This window comes from Halomicrococcus pelagicus (genome assembly GCF_050954125.1).
Genome location: NZ_JBPBWC010000002.1, coordinates 537,507 through 554,164, shown reverse-complemented (window position 1 = coordinate 554,164; position 16,658 = coordinate 537,507). Strand labels below are relative to the sequence as shown.

Annotated in this window: 13 protein-coding genes and 1 tRNA gene; 5 read left to right on the top strand and 9 right to left on the bottom strand. The window is 67.2% G+C overall.

Going from position 1 to position 16,658, the window contains the following annotated elements; all coding sequences use genetic code 11:
* The first annotated feature begins 185 nt into the window (after nt 1-185).
* Both ACRYA2_RS07540 and ACRYA2_RS07535 read left to right on the top strand, forming a co-directional pair.
* Nucleotides 186-261: transfer RNA gene (locus ACRYA2_RS07540), tRNA-Cys, on the top strand.
* Between the two features lie 366 nt (nt 262-627).
* Nucleotides 628-1,818, top strand: a complete 1,191-nt coding sequence (locus tag ACRYA2_RS07535) for an MFS transporter (RefSeq protein WP_433626015.1) — start codon at nt 628-630, stop codon at nt 1,816-1,818.
* Between the two features lie 78 nt (nt 1,819-1,896).
* On the opposite strand, the gene ACRYA2_RS07530 is transcribed toward ACRYA2_RS07535, so the two are convergent.
* Entirely contained in the window at nt 1,897-2,880 is a 984-nt protein-coding gene (locus ACRYA2_RS07530) for a Gfo/Idh/MocA family oxidoreductase (protein ID WP_433626012.1), read from the bottom strand.
* Nucleotides 2,881-3,019: 139 nt separating this feature from the next.
* Between ACRYA2_RS07530 and ACRYA2_RS07525 the strand changes: the two genes are divergently transcribed.
* Nucleotides 3,020-3,385 carry a NifU family protein gene (locus ACRYA2_RS07525; protein ID WP_113279127.1) on the top strand — a complete coding sequence of 122 codons (366 nt, stop codon included), beginning with the start codon at nt 3,020-3,022 and terminating at the stop codon, nt 3,383-3,385.
* A 321-nt stretch (nt 3,386-3,706) separates the two neighbouring features.
* Here ACRYA2_RS07525 and gnd read toward each other — a convergent pair whose 3' ends face one another.
* A complete protein-coding gene (gene gnd, locus ACRYA2_RS07520) occupies nt 3,707-4,609 on the bottom strand; it encodes a phosphogluconate dehydrogenase (NAD(+)-dependent, decarboxylating) (RefSeq protein WP_433626009.1) in 903 nt (300 codons plus the stop codon).
* A gap of 291 nt (nt 4,610-4,900) precedes the next feature.
* Between gnd and ACRYA2_RS07515 the strand changes: the two genes are divergently transcribed.
* Nucleotides 4,901-6,781 (top strand): asparagine synthase-related protein, encoded by a 1,881-nt coding sequence (locus ACRYA2_RS07515; protein ID WP_433626006.1) that lies wholly within the window; start codon nt 4,901-4,903, stop codon nt 6,779-6,781.
* Between the two features lie 107 nt (nt 6,782-6,888).
* Here the strand turns inward: ACRYA2_RS07515 and ACRYA2_RS07510 are convergent, their stop codons facing one another.
* Nucleotides 6,889-8,268, bottom strand: coding sequence for a hypothetical protein (locus ACRYA2_RS07510; protein ID WP_433626003.1), 1,380 nt, complete (start codon nt 8,266-8,268; stop codon nt 6,889-6,891).
* Between the two features lie 68 nt (nt 8,269-8,336).
* Between ACRYA2_RS07510 and ACRYA2_RS07505 the strand changes: the two genes are divergently transcribed.
* The gene (locus ACRYA2_RS07505; protein ID WP_433626000.1) at nt 8,337-9,530 is read left to right on the top strand and encodes a redox-regulated ATPase YchF; all 1,194 of its coding nucleotides are present in this window, start codon (nt 8,337-8,339) and stop codon (nt 9,528-9,530) included.
* A gap of 1 nt (nt 9,531) precedes the next feature.
* On the opposite strand, the gene ACRYA2_RS07500 is transcribed toward ACRYA2_RS07505, so the two are convergent.
* The 6 genes from ACRYA2_RS07500 to ACRYA2_RS07475 all read right to left on the bottom strand — a co-directional run bounded on the left by ACRYA2_RS07500 (nt 9,532) and on the right by ACRYA2_RS07475 (nt 16,643).
* The gene (locus tag ACRYA2_RS07500) at nt 9,532-10,623 is read right to left on the bottom strand and encodes an NAD(P)/FAD-dependent oxidoreductase (RefSeq protein WP_433625996.1); all 1,092 of its coding nucleotides are present in this window, start codon (nt 10,621-10,623) and stop codon (nt 9,532-9,534) included.
* 114 nt (nt 10,624-10,737) lie between these two features.
* Nucleotides 10,738-11,097, bottom strand: coding sequence for a DUF7268 family protein (locus ACRYA2_RS07495; protein ID WP_433625993.1), 360 nt, complete (start codon nt 11,095-11,097; stop codon nt 10,738-10,740).
* A complete protein-coding gene (locus ACRYA2_RS07490; protein WP_433625990.1) occupies nt 11,097-12,062 on the bottom strand; it encodes an ABC transporter permease in 966 nt (321 codons plus the stop codon). The genes ACRYA2_RS07495 and ACRYA2_RS07490 overlap by 1 nt, the downstream gene beginning before the upstream one ends.
* 46 nt (nt 12,063-12,108) lie before the next feature.
* Complete coding sequence (locus tag ACRYA2_RS07485) at nt 12,109-13,122, bottom strand: ABC transporter permease (RefSeq protein WP_433625988.1); 1,014 nt, start codon at nt 13,120-13,122, stop codon at nt 12,109-12,111.
* Nucleotides 13,123-13,168: 46 nt separating this feature from the next.
* The gene (locus ACRYA2_RS07480) at nt 13,169-14,818 is read right to left on the bottom strand and encodes an ABC transporter substrate-binding protein (RefSeq protein ID WP_433625986.1); all 1,650 of its coding nucleotides are present in this window, start codon (nt 14,816-14,818) and stop codon (nt 13,169-13,171) included.
* Between the two features lie 148 nt (nt 14,819-14,966).
* Nucleotides 14,967-16,643: an ABC transporter substrate-binding protein gene (locus ACRYA2_RS07475; RefSeq protein ID WP_433625982.1), complete on the bottom strand. Its 1,677-nt coding sequence runs from the start codon at nt 16,641-16,643 to the stop codon at nt 14,967-14,969.
* Nucleotides 16,644-16,658: the final 15 nt, after the last annotated feature.

The window sequence follows — 16,658 nt, the reverse complement described above, 5'->3', positions numbered from 1 at the left end:
AGCCCGCCTGCGTTCCGGCCAGTACTGGAGTGCGCGAGCCTCTGGGAACACCGGTTCGCCGCCTCCCACTCATACCATAGCCCACGATCAGCACGCGCTGGTCGTGGGCTTTTTGCATGTATAACGGACGATGAACTGTCTGAGACCGCTATATTTATGCGGTCGAAGGCACTAGACGAAGGTGCGCCAAGGTGGCAGAGTCCGGCCGAACGCAGCGGCCTGCAGAGCCGCCTACCGCCGGTTCAAATCCGGCCCTTGGCTTGTACGTTTCTCCCACAATCCCGAGACGACCAGAGGTCTCACCGCCATCAGCGGTGACGGTGGCAGTCACCGGAGACGCCTCGGCGGTATCGAGACGGCGCTCGTCGCGCTCGTCGTCGAGACGGCGGGCGTTCCGGTCGCCTCCTCGACCGCCGCCGTACTCCTCTATCGCGGCGCGACCTACTGGCTCCCGCTCGTTCTCGGCGGCGGTGTGACGCTGTTGCTCGAAGCGGAAAGTCGCCGTCGGTAACGTAGCGGCCGACGAACGCGGCGTTCCCTTCTCGCGCGCCGGCCGATGAATGTGGCGCGGTGCCGGTCGAACGTCAGAGGTGCGTATAACTTGCCGGCCGTCGTCGCGTATCGGGGATGACGACCGTCCCCGAGGACATGAGCCCCCAGTCGGCGACAGTCCCGTGGCGTTCTACCACGGTCCAGGTCGTGCTCGCGAGCACGTTCCTCGCGCCGCTCGGCGTGCCGCTCATCAGTCCCGCGCTCCCGGTCGTCCGGGACCAGTTCGGTATCACGGACGCGACGGCGAGTCTGCTCATCTCCGTGTACTTCCTCACCGGCATCGTCCTCTCGCCGCTCATCGGGATGCTCGCGGACCGCGTGGGACGGCGACGCGTGCTCGTCGTCTCGCTGTTCACCTTCAGCCTCAGCGGGGGCGCGCTCGCGTTCGTCGGAAGCTTCGACCTCCTGCTGGTCATCCGACTCGTCCAGGGGACGGCGGCGGCCGGCATCTTCATCGCCACGGTGACGCTCATCGGCGACGCCTTCTCCGGCGTGCAGCGCAACGCCGTGCTGGGGGTCAACAACGCGATGCTGTCGGCCGGCGCGGCGGCCTACCCGCTGGTCGGCGGTGCGCTCGTCGCCGTCGCGTGGAACGCGCCCTTCCTGGCGTACTTCGCCGGCCTCCCGGTGGCGGCGTTCGCGTTCCTGACGCTGGAGGAACCGGTCACCGACCGCGAACCGCGGCGGCTCGTCTACATCCGGAACGCGCTCACGACGCTCTCCGGGCGCTCGACGGCCGTCTACTACGGGAGCGCGTTCGCGACCGAGGTGTTGCTGTTCGGGTCGGTGCTCACCGCCCTCCCGTTCCTCCTGACGGCCCAGTACGACCTCTCGCCGGTCGGAATCGGCCTCGTCGTGACCGCGGCGGAGGTCGTCTCCATCGTGGTCTCCTCGCAGAACGGACGGCTCGCGCGCTCGCTTTCGAACCGTCTTCTCGTCGCCGGCGGCTTCGCGTCCTTCGGGATCGGACTCGTCGGCACGTGGCTCGCACCCACGGCGCTGTTCGTCGGCGTCGCGGTGACGTTCGTCGGCGCGGGACTCGGGCTGAGTATGCCCTCCGTCGACGCGGCCATCAGTGGACTGGTCTCCGACCGCTACCGGGCCGGCGCGCTGAGCATCCGCAACAGCACGACGTTCCTGGGGCGGTCGCTCGGCCCCGTCCTGTTCGCCGGACTGGCGCTGACGACCGGTTATCGGCCGCTGTTGCTCGGTGCCGGACTCGTCGCGTTCGCGTGGAGTCTCGTCGTGCTCCTCGCCACGCGGTAGCTCGCGGACCCCCTCGCCTCGGGACACCGACCGACGTCGACGCCGGTGGGAACTCGTGGCGGTCACGTGCCGCCGGGGTCACTCCCGTCCGTCGACGGCGACCGGTCGGCCGGCGTCGGCGCTCTCGTACAGCGCGTCGATGACGGCCATGTTGCGGACCGCCGCCGCGCCGTCGGTCCGCGGCCGTTCGCCCGACTCGACGTAGTCCGCGAACCGTTCCACCTCGCGGCGGTACTGGTCGGTCGGGTCGAACGTTTCCGTGACGCGGCGGCCGTCGACGGCGTACGCCAGTTCGGTGCCGTCGTCGCCGCGCGGGACGAACGCCTCGGGGGCCTCCAGCCAGCCGTTCGTCGCCTCGACGCGGTACCGCTGGACGTCGCTCGTCGTGAATCCGGCCGATATCTCGGCGGTGACGCCGTCGCCGTATTCGAGTATCGCGGTGAGTTCAGTGTCTACGCCCGCGCCGAACGTGTCCGCGGTCGTGGCGTAGGCGCGCTCGGGTTCGCCGAGGAAGAGCCGGGCGGCGTTGACGGCGTAGCAGCCGACGTCCATCAGGCAGCCCCCGGCGAGGTCGGGGTCGAGTCGGACGTCGTCGGGGTCGTCCATCGGGAACTGGAACGTCGCCGTCACCGAGCGCACGTCGTCCAGGTGCTCGCGGGCGACGCTGGCCGCTCGGAGCGTGCGCGGGTGGTATCGGTACATGAACGCCTCCACGAGCGTCACCCCCTGTTCCTCGCAGTGAGATTTCACTTCCCGGGCTTCGTCGGCGTCGACGGCCAGTGGCTTCTCGCAGAGGACGTGGTGTCCGTGGTCGGCGGCCTTCTTCGTCCACTCGGCGTGGAGCGCGTTCGGCAGCGGGTTGTAGACGGCCTCGACCGCTTCGTCGGTGAGCAGTTCCCCGTAGGAGCCGTAGGCGCGCGCGACGTCCAGTTCCTCGGCCGTGGTCGTCGCCCGCGACGCGTCGCGCGAGGCGATGGCGACGACCTCGTGCTCGGAGTCCTGGATGGCTGGAACGACCGCCTTCGTGGCGATGTTCGCCGTGCTGACGACGCCGAAGTTCATGGGTCCGATTCGTACCCCGCGGTAAAGAAGTCGCGGGCTGGTCGCGGCACCGGGCGTTCGTTTCGACTGCCCGTCCCGCCGTCGACCGGAACCCAAACATTCCCGTACTTCCAGCCCCTACATCGAACAAGTAACCATCATGACCGAGACCACGACCGACGACACCCTGAAATCGCGGGTCGAGACCTGGCTCGCCGGCCAGATGCCCATCATCCAGATGCACGGCGGCACCAGCGCGGTCCAGAAGGCCGACCCCGAGGACGGCGAGGTGGTCGTCGAACTCGGCGGTGCGTGCAGCGGCTGCTCCATCAGCCCGCGCACGACCCAGAACATCAAGGTCGACCTCGCGAAGGAGTTCGACGAGGTCGACGAGGTCGTCGTCCGCGTCGCCGACGACGGCGGCGACTGGGCCCCCGACCAGGCCGAGAGCATCATGGGCATCGACCGCAACGAGGGCGGTCGCGGCGGCCGCGGCGAGGGCTCGCCGAACAGCGATCATCTCTAAGGACCTACCTTTTTATTGCGAGGGGTCGGCACCGCCAACCCCTCGATAGAAAGCTCGACCAAAAGCGCCGGAAGACGCGCTGCGTCTTCCGAGCCTTCGTTCGCTGCGCTCAGGAAGACACTCCTCCCTCCCTTGCTCGCGGCTTCGCCGCTCGCTTTCCGAGACGCTTCGCGTCTCGCACCGGTCGTCGGCCGCTCGTTCGGGCTTCGCTCACTCGCGGCGAGTTCGCCACCCCTCTACGGCTGGTCGGCAGGCGCGACACCCACCGGACGGTCGGTCGGCGCGCAACTGCCGGTCAGTCGGCCCGCTGCCTCCGGTCGATTACTCCCGACGCACGACTTCGTGCCGGCCGAAGCCGTAGCGAAGGCGGTTGGCGAGTCGCCGGGAGAACCGACCTTCCTCGCCCGCGCGACTGCCGAACCGCTCCGTGAGCGCCTGGTAGATGAGTGGGAGCGGAACCTCCTGTTCGAGCGCCTCCTGGACCGTCCAGGTGCCCGTCGACCCGCCGGCCACGTGGTCGGCCACGTCGCCGAGGTCGGTGCCCTCCTCCCGGAACGCCTCCTCGCAGAGTTCCAGCAGCCACGAGCGGATGACCGCGCCGTTGTTCCACGTCCGGGCGACCGCTTCGAGGTCGAGGTCGTACCGGCCGCGGTGCAGGAGTTCGAACCCCTCGCCGTACGCCTGCATCAGCGCGTACTCGACGCCGTTGTGGACCATCTTCACGTAGTGGCCCGACCCGGCGGGACCCATCCGGTCGTGGCCCGCCGGCCCGGTGGCGACGGCGTCGAAGACCGGTTCGAGTTCCGCGTAGGCCCACTCGGGACCGCCGACCATCAGCGAGAAGCCGAGTTCCGCGCCCGCGGGACCGCCGCTGGTGCCGCAGTCGAGGTATGCGGCGTCGGTCGACTCCGCCCGGCGCACGGAGTCCTCGAAGTGGGAGTTGCCGCCGTCGACGACCACGTCGTCGGCGTCGAGGTGCGATGCGAGGTCGTCGAGCGCGGCGTCGACCGGGTCGCCCGCGGGAACCATCAGCCAGATTCGCTTCTCCTCGCCGAGTCGCTCCGCGAGGTCGGTCACGGAGTCGGCGGGGGTCGCACCCGCGTCCGCGGCCGCCGCGACCGCCGCCTCGTCCAGGTCGAACGCGACCACGTCGTGGCCGGCTTCGAGCGTGCGCTCCACCACGATACGTCCCATGCGGCCCAGTCCGATGACGCCCAGTTGCATACCCGGAGACTCCGGGCCGCAGGTGGTAGTGGTTGCGGTTCGGGTCGCCGCCCGGGCACGACGGCCCCTCTTCGGGCGAGTATCGACGGCCTACCGGCCGTCAGGTCCACCCTGACGCCGGACCCGCTCCGGAGTAGACGACTCATAACAAACGGCCGTCCGCCGGAAGTGCGACGCGATGAGACGCCACGAGAACCCCGAACCGTCGATACGAGAGCGATCGACCCCGGAACGCACTCCCGACGACGGGCGGCCGGTCGCGAGCACCGACGTCTCGATACGGTCGCCGTAATGGTCGGCATCTGCGGCGTACTCGGTCGGGACGCCGACGTCGGTCCCCTGGCGGCGGACCTGGTCTGGGCGGGCGGACAGCGGTCGTCGACCCACGACGGCGACCGCGTCGCCGTCCACGCCTCCACCCATCCCCTGCTCGCGGCGGCTCCGGTTCGCGAGGTCGACGACGACACGCTCCTTTGGCTCGTCGGCGAGGTGTACGGGTTCGACGACGGAACCCGGTACGCTCCCCGCCCCGACGGGATGGACTGCGTCGAGTACTGCGCGCGTCGCTACCGCGACCACGGCGTCGACTGCTTCGCGGGGCTCAACGGGAGCTTCGTCGGCGTCGTCTACGACCGGTCCGAGGCGACGGTCCACGTCGCGACCGACCGCCTCGGCACCAAGGCCGTCTTCCGCGCGCGGCCGGACGGAGACCGGTTCCTGTTCTCCACGAACGTCCAGTCGCTGCCGCGCCACCCGACCTTCGAGACGGAGTTCCACCCCCAGTACGTCTACGAGTACCTGGCGTACAAGCGGTCGTTCGGCGTGACGACGCCCCTGAAGGGCGTCGAGAAGTTGCCGCCCGCGACGGTGACCACCGTCGACCTCGACTCGATGTCGGTCGAGCAGGAACGGTACTGGGAACCGATATTCGACCCGCTGGACCGGCCGTTCTCGTACTTCGTCGACCGGTTCACGCGGACGTTCCGGACGGTCATCGACGAGTGGACGCGCGACGACGTGGACTACGGCGTCCTGCTGAGCGGCGGCAGCGACTCCCGCCTCGTGCTCGCCGCGCTCGGCGAGGACGCCACCGCGTTCCACATGAACGACTGGCTGAACCGGGAGGCGCGAACTGCGGTCGCCGCCGCCGACGAGGCCGGGGTGCAGTTCGAACTGCTGGAGCGCGGCCGGGAGTACCAGTGGTCGGCGCTGGAACGCAACGCGCCGCTGTCGAACTTCGACGGCTGGTTCAGTCAGGCCCGGACGACCGGGTTCGCGGCGACGCTGACCGACGAGGTCGACGCCCTCCTCTCCGGCATGTACGCCGACACGCTGTTCAAGGACCACGGCATCCCGACGCCGGCGGTATCGCTCGGGGCGCTCGGCACGCTCCACCCCCCGGTCGAGGATCGGGTCGAAACCGTCGAGGAGTTCGTCGACCACTACGCCAGGGACCTGCCGACGTACGTCGACGATTCGGTCTCGATGCGCGAGATACTGGCCGACAACGTCCAGTACGACGGCGAGTCCATCGACCACCACGGCGTCGAGTACGACTCGGTCCGCGAACTCGTCCTCTGTAGCGAGTACTATCCCCTGTCGAACGACACCGAACAGATATTCACGAACAGCGCGATGCAACTGCTGCCGTACCGGTCGCCGTTCCTCGACGACCGGCTCGTCGACCTCCATCTCCGGATGCCGATACGGTATCGGCTCCGGCGCAACGTCGTCAACCGGGCGCTCGAACGACTCGCCCCGAACCTGGCCGAACTCCCCCACGGCGAGTCGCGCGTGCCCCTCGACTACCCCTACCACGCCTACTTCCTCGCCGAGAACGCCGTCGCGTTCTGGCGGCGACACGTCCGGTCCGACCGACGGTCGAAGCCCCACCTCACCGAGGGACCGTGGACGGACGTCGGTGAACTCCTCCGGACCGACGACGAGGCCGTCGAGCGACTCGACGACCACGGGGACCTGGTGGCCCGGCTCCCGTTCCTGTCGCGGTCGGACGTCGAGGAGTGCTACCGGAACCATCTGGCGGGCGCGGACAACACCACCGAACTCTACACGCTCCTGACTCTGCTCGAACTACCGGTGACGGAGTATCTGGCGAGCGAGGGCGAGTCCGTCGAGGCGGCTCCGACTCTATCGACCGACGCGACGCGATGAGCGACGCGTCGCCGAGCAGCGCCGTCTCGCGCTTCCCGACGAGCACCCGGAGGACGCGACCTGCGGACGGAGACGACGGAACCGGCGGCGACGAGGAGGTGGTCGTGCTACCGCTTGCGCGACCGCCAGCGCTCGACTCCCGCGCCGACCAGCGCGAGCAGGCCTGCCGCGAGGAGGAACAATTGTTCCGCGAGCCGATCCGGGCCGACGTACTTCGCCATCGAGACGGCCCACGCGGCGCGCTCGCGGACGACGCCGGCGTCGCTCGTCCGGTTCGGAATCCCGGCTTCGCGGGCCGTGGGGCCGTCGCTCCCCTCGCCCGGCAGGCGGTCGGCCTCGTAGGGGAGTCCGCCGGTCTCGACCGACCAGACGACCTCGCCGTCCTCGTCCACCTCGACGACGCGGTCGTTGTAGGAGTCGGCGACGAGCGTGTGGCCGTTCGCCAGGCGGTCGGCGTCCCGCGGCCAGTCGAAGATCGCGCTGCCGCCGTACTTCCAGACGACGTCTCCCTCCCGGTTCAGTTCGACGACGCGGTCGTGTTCGCTGTCCGCGACGAGCAGAGTACCATTATCGAGGGTGTCCGGGTTGTGCTGCTCGTGGAGCACGTCGCCGCGCTCGTGGAAGTCGTCGGGGCCGACGACGGGGTCGACGCGGACCGACCCGTTCCCGCCGCTCGCCCCCCGCTCGACGTGCAGGTCGACCACCGTGTCGAAGTTCCGCAGGCTGACCCGGAAGGTGTCGCGGCCGACGCGGTCGACGTCGTTCATGTGCGTCCAGTCGCCCTCCGGCCCCATCTTCTCGGGGCGCTCGTAGCGGTCGGTCGCGTTCCACTGCCAGAGGACCTCCTTCGAGCGGTTCACCGCGAACACGCGGTCGTTGCCCATGTCGACGAGCACCCAGCGCGGCTCGCCGTCGACGGTGTAGCGGTCGGCGTCGTGGAGTTCGTGCGCGTGGAGTTTCGCGTCGAACCACGCGTACTCCCACAGCGTCTCCTTCGTCTCCCTGTCGACGATGCGCAGCGAGTTGCGCACGCAGTTCTCGTGGCCGTCGTTCCGGAAGCGGTCCGGACACTTCCCGTCGGGAATCTCGTCGGCGACGGCGACCTGGACGCGACCGTCGCCGAGCGCCTCCACGTCGAACACGTCGTCGGCCTTCGCGTACTCCCAGACGACCTCGCCGTCGGGCGTCACCTCGACCACCTTCCCCTCGTGTTCGTACCCCTGGAGCGCGACGAGGGTGTTGTTCCGCGGGCGGTCGTCGTCGACGGCGAGCCGCGGCTCTGCGGGGGCGGCGAGCGCACCGACCGCGGCGGCCGCCAGCAGCGCGACGCCGAGCACGGCGAGCAGCTTCGCGCGCCGTCCGGGGACCGCCAGCCACGCGAGCGCGGAGGATACGTCCGGGGACACGCCCGGCGGTTCGGAGAGGTCGGAGAAATGTGGTTCGGTTCCGCGCAGCGACCGCGTGCGTGCCGCCCGTTCCTGGACCACCAGTTAGCACGCGACAGACCTGTCAGCTTCCAAAACTACTTCACCGGCGGGTCGCCGAAAGCGGTGTAATGAGTTACCGCATCGGCCTCGTCGGCAAGCCCTCCGTGGGCAAGTCGACGTTCTTCAACGCCGCGACGATGAACGACGTGCCGGAGGGCGCGTATCCGTTCACGACCATCGATCCCGCCGTCGGCGAGGCGTACGTCCGCGTCGACTGCGCTGCTCCCGAGTTCGAAGAGACCTGCACGCCGAACGTCGGCTTCTGCGAGGACGGGACCCGCTACGTCCCGACGAAACTCGTGGACGTGGCCGGCCTCATCCCGGGCGCTCACGAGGGCAACGGCCTCGGCAACCAGTTCCTCACCGACCTGAACGAGGCCGACGTGCTCGTCCACGTCGTCGACTTCTCCGGCCGGACCGACCTCGAAGGCGAACCGACCGAGGACCACGACCCCCGCGACGATATCGACTTCCTCGAACGCGAACTCGACATGTGGTACCTCGAAGTTCTGGAGAAGGGCATCGAGCGTTACCGTACGGGCTACGACGGCGGCGAGGACGACATCGAGGCGGACCTCGCCGAACAGATGTCCGCGTTCCGAACGAACGAAGACGAGATAAAGCAGGTGATACTCTCGCTCGACCTCGACCTCGACCCCGACGCGTGGGACGAGGACGACCGCGCGGCCCTCGCCCGCGAGATACGCAAGCGCACGAAACCGATGGTCGTCGCCGCGAACAAGATGGACACGCCCGAAGCCCAGGCGAACTACGAGGCCATCCGGAACGACCCCGACTACGACCACCTGACCATCGTTCCGGTGAGCGCCCACGCCGAGAAGGCGCTGAAGACCGCCGCCGAGCGGGACGTCGTCGACTACGACCCCGGGGACGGCGAGTTCACCATCGAGGACGACGTGAGCGACGAACAGGAGCAGGGACTGGAACAGATTCGGGAGTTCGTCGACGAGTTCGGCGGGACGGGGGTCCAGACGGCCCTCGAAACCGCGCTGTTCGACGTGCTCGACCTCGTCGCCGTGTTCCCCGGCTCCGCCAACGGTTCGAAGAGCGAGAAGGGCGTCTTTCGCGACTGCTTCCTCCTGCCCGAGGGGTCGACCGCCGAGGACTTCGCGTACCACCTCCACGGCGACATCGGCGAGGGCTTCCTGCACGGCATCGACTGTCGCAGCCAGCGCCAAGTCGGGGCCGACTCGGTGCTCGACCACCGCGCCGTCGTCGAAATCGTCTCGACGAACCAGTAGCCTACTCCCAGTCCGGCGGCACCATTCCGACGTGTTCGTCCGCCGACTGCACCTGCCACATCCGCGCCCGGAGGTCGTCCGGCATCGCGGGCGTCTCGACGTCGTCCTCCCCGTCGCCCTCCTCGGGCGAGAGCGGAAACCGCCGGAGGTCCTTGTGGAGCGCGATGCCGGCGTACGCGCCGTCGCCGATGGCGATGGGGGTCTGGTTCTGTCCGTGGGTGACGTCCCCGACGGCGTAGACGCCCTCGGTGCTGGTCTCGCGGCGCTCGTCGACCGCTATCGACCCGTCGTCGGCGAGGTCACAGCCGAGGTCGGTGGCAAGTTCGTTGCGGTACTCCTTGCCGTGCATCGCGAACCCCCCGCCGTAGTTCTCGGTGTCGCCGTCGGCGAATTCGAGTCCGCCGAGCCACTCCTCCTCTCCGTCGGCGTCGTTCCGTGCGAAGGCGCGGTCGATGCGGTCGTCGACGACCGTGACCGGGTTGACCCGAAGCCGTTCGGCCGTCTCCTCGCTCCACGCCGGTTCCTCGCCGTTCAGCAGGAGGTCGACGTCGTCCGTGAAGTTGAGCATGCTCATCGCCGCGTGCGCCGCGGCGTCGCTCTCCCCGACGACGAACGCGCTCTGGTCGCCGAGGTCGTAGGCGTCGCAGTGGAGACAGTAGTGGAGCCCGCGGCCCGTGAACCGTTCGAGCCCACGGACCGTCGGCGGCTCGTCGGCGAAGCCCGTCGCCAGCACCACGCGGTCCGCGAGGAGTTCGACGCTGTCCCCGTCGACGCGGAACTGCTTCTCGCCGCTCTCGTTCTCGAACTCGGCTTCGTCCGCGGCCGTCGATTCCTCGATTTCGCGCACGTCGTCCTCGTAGTAGTCCACGCCGTACTCCTGGAGCTGGTCGATGGCGAGCTCCGTCACCTCCTTTCCCGACACGTCCTCGGAGACTCCTATCAGGTTGTGGACGGACGAGACGGACTCGTACCGACCGCCCTCGCGGTTGACGAGAGCGGTCCTGTGACCGAGGCGAGTCACGTACAGCGCGGTCGTCAGTCCTGCCGGACCTCCCCCCACCACGACGACTTCGTAGGTCGGATCTCGGGCCATCACGCGCGATAGTGGACTGAGGTAGTTCGGACTTGGGGCCGAGATACCGCGACGACGACGCCGGACCGCGGCGTCCCCCGTCCGTTCGCCGCGACGACTAAGAAAGCGCCCGGGTCAGGGCGCCGCGCGCAGGACGTACGCCACCAGGCTCGCACCGACCATCCCGCCGGCACCGACGCTCCCGACCACCGTCATCGCACGCCGGGAGTCCGCCTCCGTCCAGTTCGTCGCCGTGTCCATGTGGTCCTGCATGTGCTCGATAGCTTCGCCCGCGAACACCGACCCGGACCATCCGAGCAGCGCGAACCCGAACCCGAGCGCGCCGAGCGCGAACACCTTCCGGGTGGCGAACGACGCCGTCTCGCCGGCAGCGAGCGCGAGCACGACGCCGACGACGCTCAGCGCGACCCCGAGAAGACCGAACCGGGCGACGAAGCGGACGCGCGGGCGGAGATACTCGTCGACGAACGCCATTAGTCGACGGCTTCTCGCATCCGCGGGTCGAGCGCGTCACGCATGCCGTCGCCGAGCAGGTTGAATCCCAGCACCGTCACGGCGAGGAACAGTCCCGGGAAGAACGACCACCACCATATGCCCGACAGCAGGCCGTTGTTGACGCCGTTCGACAGCATCAGTCCCCAGGACGGCGTCCCGGAACTCGCGCCGAAGCCGAGGAACGACAGCGCCGCGAGGTCGATGATAGCGAGCCCGAAGTTGAGCGTACTCTGGACGGTGATGGGGGCGAGCGAGTTCGGCAGGACGTGACGGACGAGCACGCGCGGGTCCTTCGCGCCGAGCGCCACCGTCGCGTCGATGTACTCGTCTTCGAGCACCTTCAGCGCCGCGCCACGGACGACGCGCGCGAACCGCGGCGTGTACACGAGCGTCAGCGCGACGACGGCCCGCCAGAGGCCCCAGCTCTGGGGGAAGATGGCGACTAGCGCGAGCGCCAGCAGCAGCGCGGGGAACGCCAGCAGCACGTCCATCGAGCGCATGATGACGTTGTCCGTGATGTCGCTGTAGTAGGCCGCCATGATACCGAGACCGACGCCGAGAACGGTGGACGCGCCGACCGTGATGGTGCCGTATTTCAGCGCCAGCCACGCGCCGTACAGCACCCGCAGGAAGATATTCCGGGCCTGCACGTCGGTCCCGAACGGGTACGCGCAGGAGCCCGCCGACCCCAGGATGTTCGGCAGCGTCCGAGCACCACAGGGGCCGCTCAGCGAACTGGCGGAGCCGAAGTTCGAGGCTGCGAGCTCCCCCATGTCGAGGAACAGGCGGGCGTACACCCCCGTGACCGTCATCAGCCCGATGATGGCCAGACCGATGATTGCGAGACGATTCGACAGGAGCTCCGAGAGGAACGGCGACGCGCGGAGGCGCTCGAGCAGTCCGCGCCTCTCCGTCACCTCGTCGCGTTCGATTTCCGTACTCATCGATGGAGCCTCCGGGCGGTGACCGACTGGAATGGGACAGTGACACTCATTGTTCTATCCGGGGGTCGAGGTAGGAGTAAGTGATGTCGACGCCGAGGTTCACCAGCGTGAACAGGAACGCGAACGTCAATACGGTTCCCTGTACCACGGGGTAGTCGCCGACCTGAATCGCGTTGACCAGCAGCCGACCGATGCCCGTGATGCCGAAGACGGTTTCGGTCAGGACCGCCCCGCCGAGCAGGGAGCCGAACTGGATACCGATGACGGTGATGACGGGAATCATCGCGTTCCTGAAGCCGTGTTTCAGCGTCGTAATCTTCTCGCCCTGCCCCTTCGCGCGGGCAGTCCGCATGTAGTCCTGGCGGACGACTTCGAGCATCGACGAGCGCATCATCCGGGAGATGAGCGCCATCGAGTAGATGCCGATGACGAGACTGGGCAACATGAGGTGGCGTGCCGCGGAGAAGAACGCGTCGAAGTTGGTCGTGAGTAGCGAATCGAGCGTGACGAGTCCCGTGATTCGCTGGACCGAGTACTCCGTCGCGATGCGTCCGCTGGTCGGCAGGACGCCCAGAATCTGGGCGAACAGCAGGATGAACAGCGGTCCGCTCCAGAAGATGGGAACGCTGATACCGGTGAGCGCGCCGATACGGGTCACGTGGTCGGTCAACGTGTTCTGTTTGACCGCGCTGAGAATCCCGAGCGGAATCCCGAACAGGATACCGAAGAACTGACCGTAGATCGCCATCTCCAGCGTGACGGGGAGCTTGTTCTTCAACACCGTGGTGACTGGCGTCCCCTTCCGGATAGAGTACGACTGGCCGAAGTCCAGTTGCACCGCTTCGACGAGGAAACGGCCGTACTGGACGTAGAGTGGGTCGTTCAACCCGAGTTCTCGCTCGACCTGCTTGACGAACTCCTCGGATGCTCGCTGTCCGGCGATGACCCGCGCCGGGTTCCCGGGCGAGAGGTGGAGGATGGCGAACACCAGCGTCGCCACCCCCAGCAGCACCGGGACGAGCAGTAGGAGCCGCTTGAGGATGAACCGCTTGCTAATCATCACCTAAGCGCATGTGAGCAGTAAACAAAAAAGATACGTTCACGTTCTACAGTTTGACCTGATTGAGGAACGGCCCGCTAATCGGTGCGAGCGTGAAGTTCTTGACGTCGTTGTGGACGCCACGCATGGTCTCGGTGTGCGTGACGAACACCCACGGTGCCTCGTCGTGGGTTATCTTGCCGGCCTCCTTGTACAGCTCCTTGCGCTTGCCCTTGTCGTAGTTCTTCTGTCCCTTCTCGACGAGGTCCATGAACTCCGCGTTCGCCCACGCCGCGCGGTTACTGGTGTTCTCCAGCTTGTCCCAGCTCACCCAGTCCTGGTCCTGCGGGGCGTCGGTCTGGGGGTGCAGGAGCGCGTAGTAGAAGTTGTCGGGGTCGGCGTTGTCGGTCATCCAGCCGAGGAAGCACGCGTCGTGCTTGCCCTTCCCGGTGTAGGTGAGGTAGGGGTCCCACGACTGCTTGTTGATGCTGACGTTGATGCCGACCTCGTTGAGGTTGGACTTGACGGTGTTCGCGGTCTGCACCGGGGAGGGGAAGTACGGGCGCGGGTTCGTCATCGTCGCCAGCTCGAACTCGAAGCCGTCGCCGTGGCCGGCCTCTTCGAGTAGCCTCTTGGCTTTCTGCTTGTCGTGGGGGTAGGGATCGAGACTTTCGTTGTACCCCATTATGCCCGGCGGGAGCGGCTGGCTGGCCTGGACGGCCATCCCTTCGTAGATGTTCTCGACGATGGCCTTCGTGTTGATGGCGTGACTGATGGCTTTCCGCACCTTCTTCTTGCGGAACTCCTCCACGCGACCCATGTTGAACGCCATGTAGCCGACGTTCATCCCTTCCTGCTTCTTCAGCTTCGCGTTGCCGGAGTTTTCGACCTGTTTCGCCGCCTGAACGCCCAGTCCGTCGACGATGTGCGTCTCGCCGTTGCCGAGCGACTGCGCGCGCGTGGAGTTCTGCTGAATCTCCTCGAAGACGACCTCGTCGACGTGCGGGCCTTCACCCCAGTAGTCGCCGTTGGCCTTCAGCCGAATCGTCCCGTTGCCCGAGTTCCAGTTTTTGAACTCGAACGCACCGGTGCCGACCGGCTTCTTCCCGATCTTTCCGCCTTCGTTCTCGATCTGCTTCTTCGAGAGGACGGCGAGTGCGAACACGGCCAGGTTGGCGAGGAACGGCGCGTACTTCTGCTTGATGTCGAAGGTTAGCTCGTACTTCCCGTTCTTCTTCACGTCGTTGACCTTGCCGAGGAGGTACGGTCCGTAGACGGACGCGTTGCTCTCGCCGACGTAGTGTTTGTACTCGCTGTCGAGGAACCGCCGGTAGGTGGCGATGAAGTCGTCGGCGGTGAACTCCTCGCCGTTGTGGAACTTCACGCCTTCCTGGAGGGTCAGCTTCGCCTGTTTGCCCTCGAGCTTGTACTCCTTGGCGAGCCCCTTCTTGAGGCTGGTCTTTCCGGGTTTGAAGTGGATGAGGCGGTCGAAGATCTGGTTCATCACCTTGGCGTCTTCGCCGCTCGTCGTCGCCTGCGGGTCGAGCGTCGACGAATCCTTCCCACGGGAGTACGTGAGAGACCCGCCGCCACCGCCGCCGTTACCGCCGTCGCCCTGTTTGCCGCCGAGGCAGCCAGCAAGGGTCGCTGCGGCGGTCGCGCCGCCAGCGGCCTTGAGGAAACTGCGCCTGTCAGTTACGTTGTCACGTGACGCCATACGCCTGTGTGCTCACATAGGATATATAAACATACCGGACTGCCACTTGGTAACCGTAACCACGAAGAGAACGATGGACTTGTGATTCGAGCGGGATTCACTATCCGATTCGCACGAAAAATGGTAGTCGGTAGCGCGTGAACGCCAGTTATCCGCCGCCGAGGGAGACGAGTCTGAGGAACGGGCCGCCGATGACCTCGACCACGTACCCGTCGACTCGGTTGTGGACGCCCCGGAGCTCTTTCGCGTGGTCCATGAACACCCACGGCGCTTCGTCGCGTGCGAGCTGTCCGGCCTGCCGGTAGAGGTCGGCGCGCTCCTCGGAGTCGTACGTCCGCTGTGCGCGCTCCGTGAGGTCCATGAAGTCGGTGTTCGCCCACGCGGCGACGTCGAGTGTGTTGAACCCTTCGGTGTCCCAGCCCACCCAGTCCTGTCCCTCGGGCACGTCGTCCTGCGAGACGCCCGGATGCAGCAACGCGAAGTAGAAGTTGTCGGGGTCGGCGTTGTCGGTCATCCAGCCGAGGAAGCACGCGTCGTGCTTGCCTTGGTCGGTGTAGTCCAGGAACGGATTGAACGGCATCCGGTTGATGGTCACCGTGAGGCCGACGTCGGCCAGGTTCGACTTGACGACCTGTGCGGCCTGCTGTGGGTTCGGGTTGTACGTCCGCGGGTTCTGGAACGTCGCCAGTTCGAACTCGAAGCCGTCGCCGTAACCGGCCTCCTGCAACAGCTGCTGGGCGCGCTCCGGGCTGTACGGGTAGGGGTCAATCTCCTCGTTGTACCCGCGCACGTTCGACGGAATCGGCTGGCTGGCCTGCTCGGCGATGCCACGGAAGATGTTGTTCACGATGGCTTCCGTGTTGACGGCGAGACTGATGGCGCGACGCACCCGCCGGTCGCGGAACGGCTCGAAGTTCGCCATGTTGAACGCCATGTAGCCGATGTTGATGCCCGCCTTCTCCCGCAGTTCGGCGTTGTTCGACTGCTGAACGACCTGGGACGACTGCGCACCGAGGCCATCGATGATGTCGGCCTCGCCCGTATCGAGCGCCTGCGCGCGCGTGGAGTTCTGCCCGATGGCCGTGAAGACGACCTCGTCGACCTGCGGGCCCTCACCCCAGTAGTCGTCGTAGGCCGAGAGGCGAATCTGCTGGTTGCCCTGGTCCCAGTTCTCCAACTGGAACGGCCCGGTGCCAACGGGCTGTTCGCTCAGGTCCTGGCCGAGATTCTGGATGGCCTGCTCCGAGAGCACGGCCGACGCGAACATCGCCAGGTTGCGGAGAAACGGCGCGTACCGCTGGCTCAACTCTATCGTGAGGCCGAAGTCGCCGTCCTTCTCGACCGACTCCACCCAGTCACCCAGCGTGAAGGAACTGTACCCGGAGATATACTCCTGTCCCGGGAAGAACTCGAAGTTCGGGTCGGTGAACCGCCGGAACGTGGCGATGAAGTCGTCGGCGGTGAACTGTTCGCCGTTGTGGAACTGCACGCCCTCACGGAGCGTGAGCGTCGTCGTCGTCTCCTCGAGGTTCCACTCGGTCGCCAACCCTGCGGTGAGCGACGCCCCGCCCGGTTCGAACGCGATGAGGGTGTCGTACATCTGGTTCGTGACCTTCGCGTCCTCGCCGCTCGTCGTGTTCTGCGGGTCGAGCGTCCCCGAGTCGTTGCCACGCGCGTACGTCAGCAGACCACCCTGCTGGCCGTCCTGTCGAGCGGCGTCGGTCCCACCCCCCGCGACCGGGGTCGCCACGGTCGCCGCGGCGGCCGCACCGCCCGCCGCTTTCAGGAAGCTTCGTCTCGTCGTCGTTGTGTCATTCGGTGTCATCCTCCGGAAACGTCA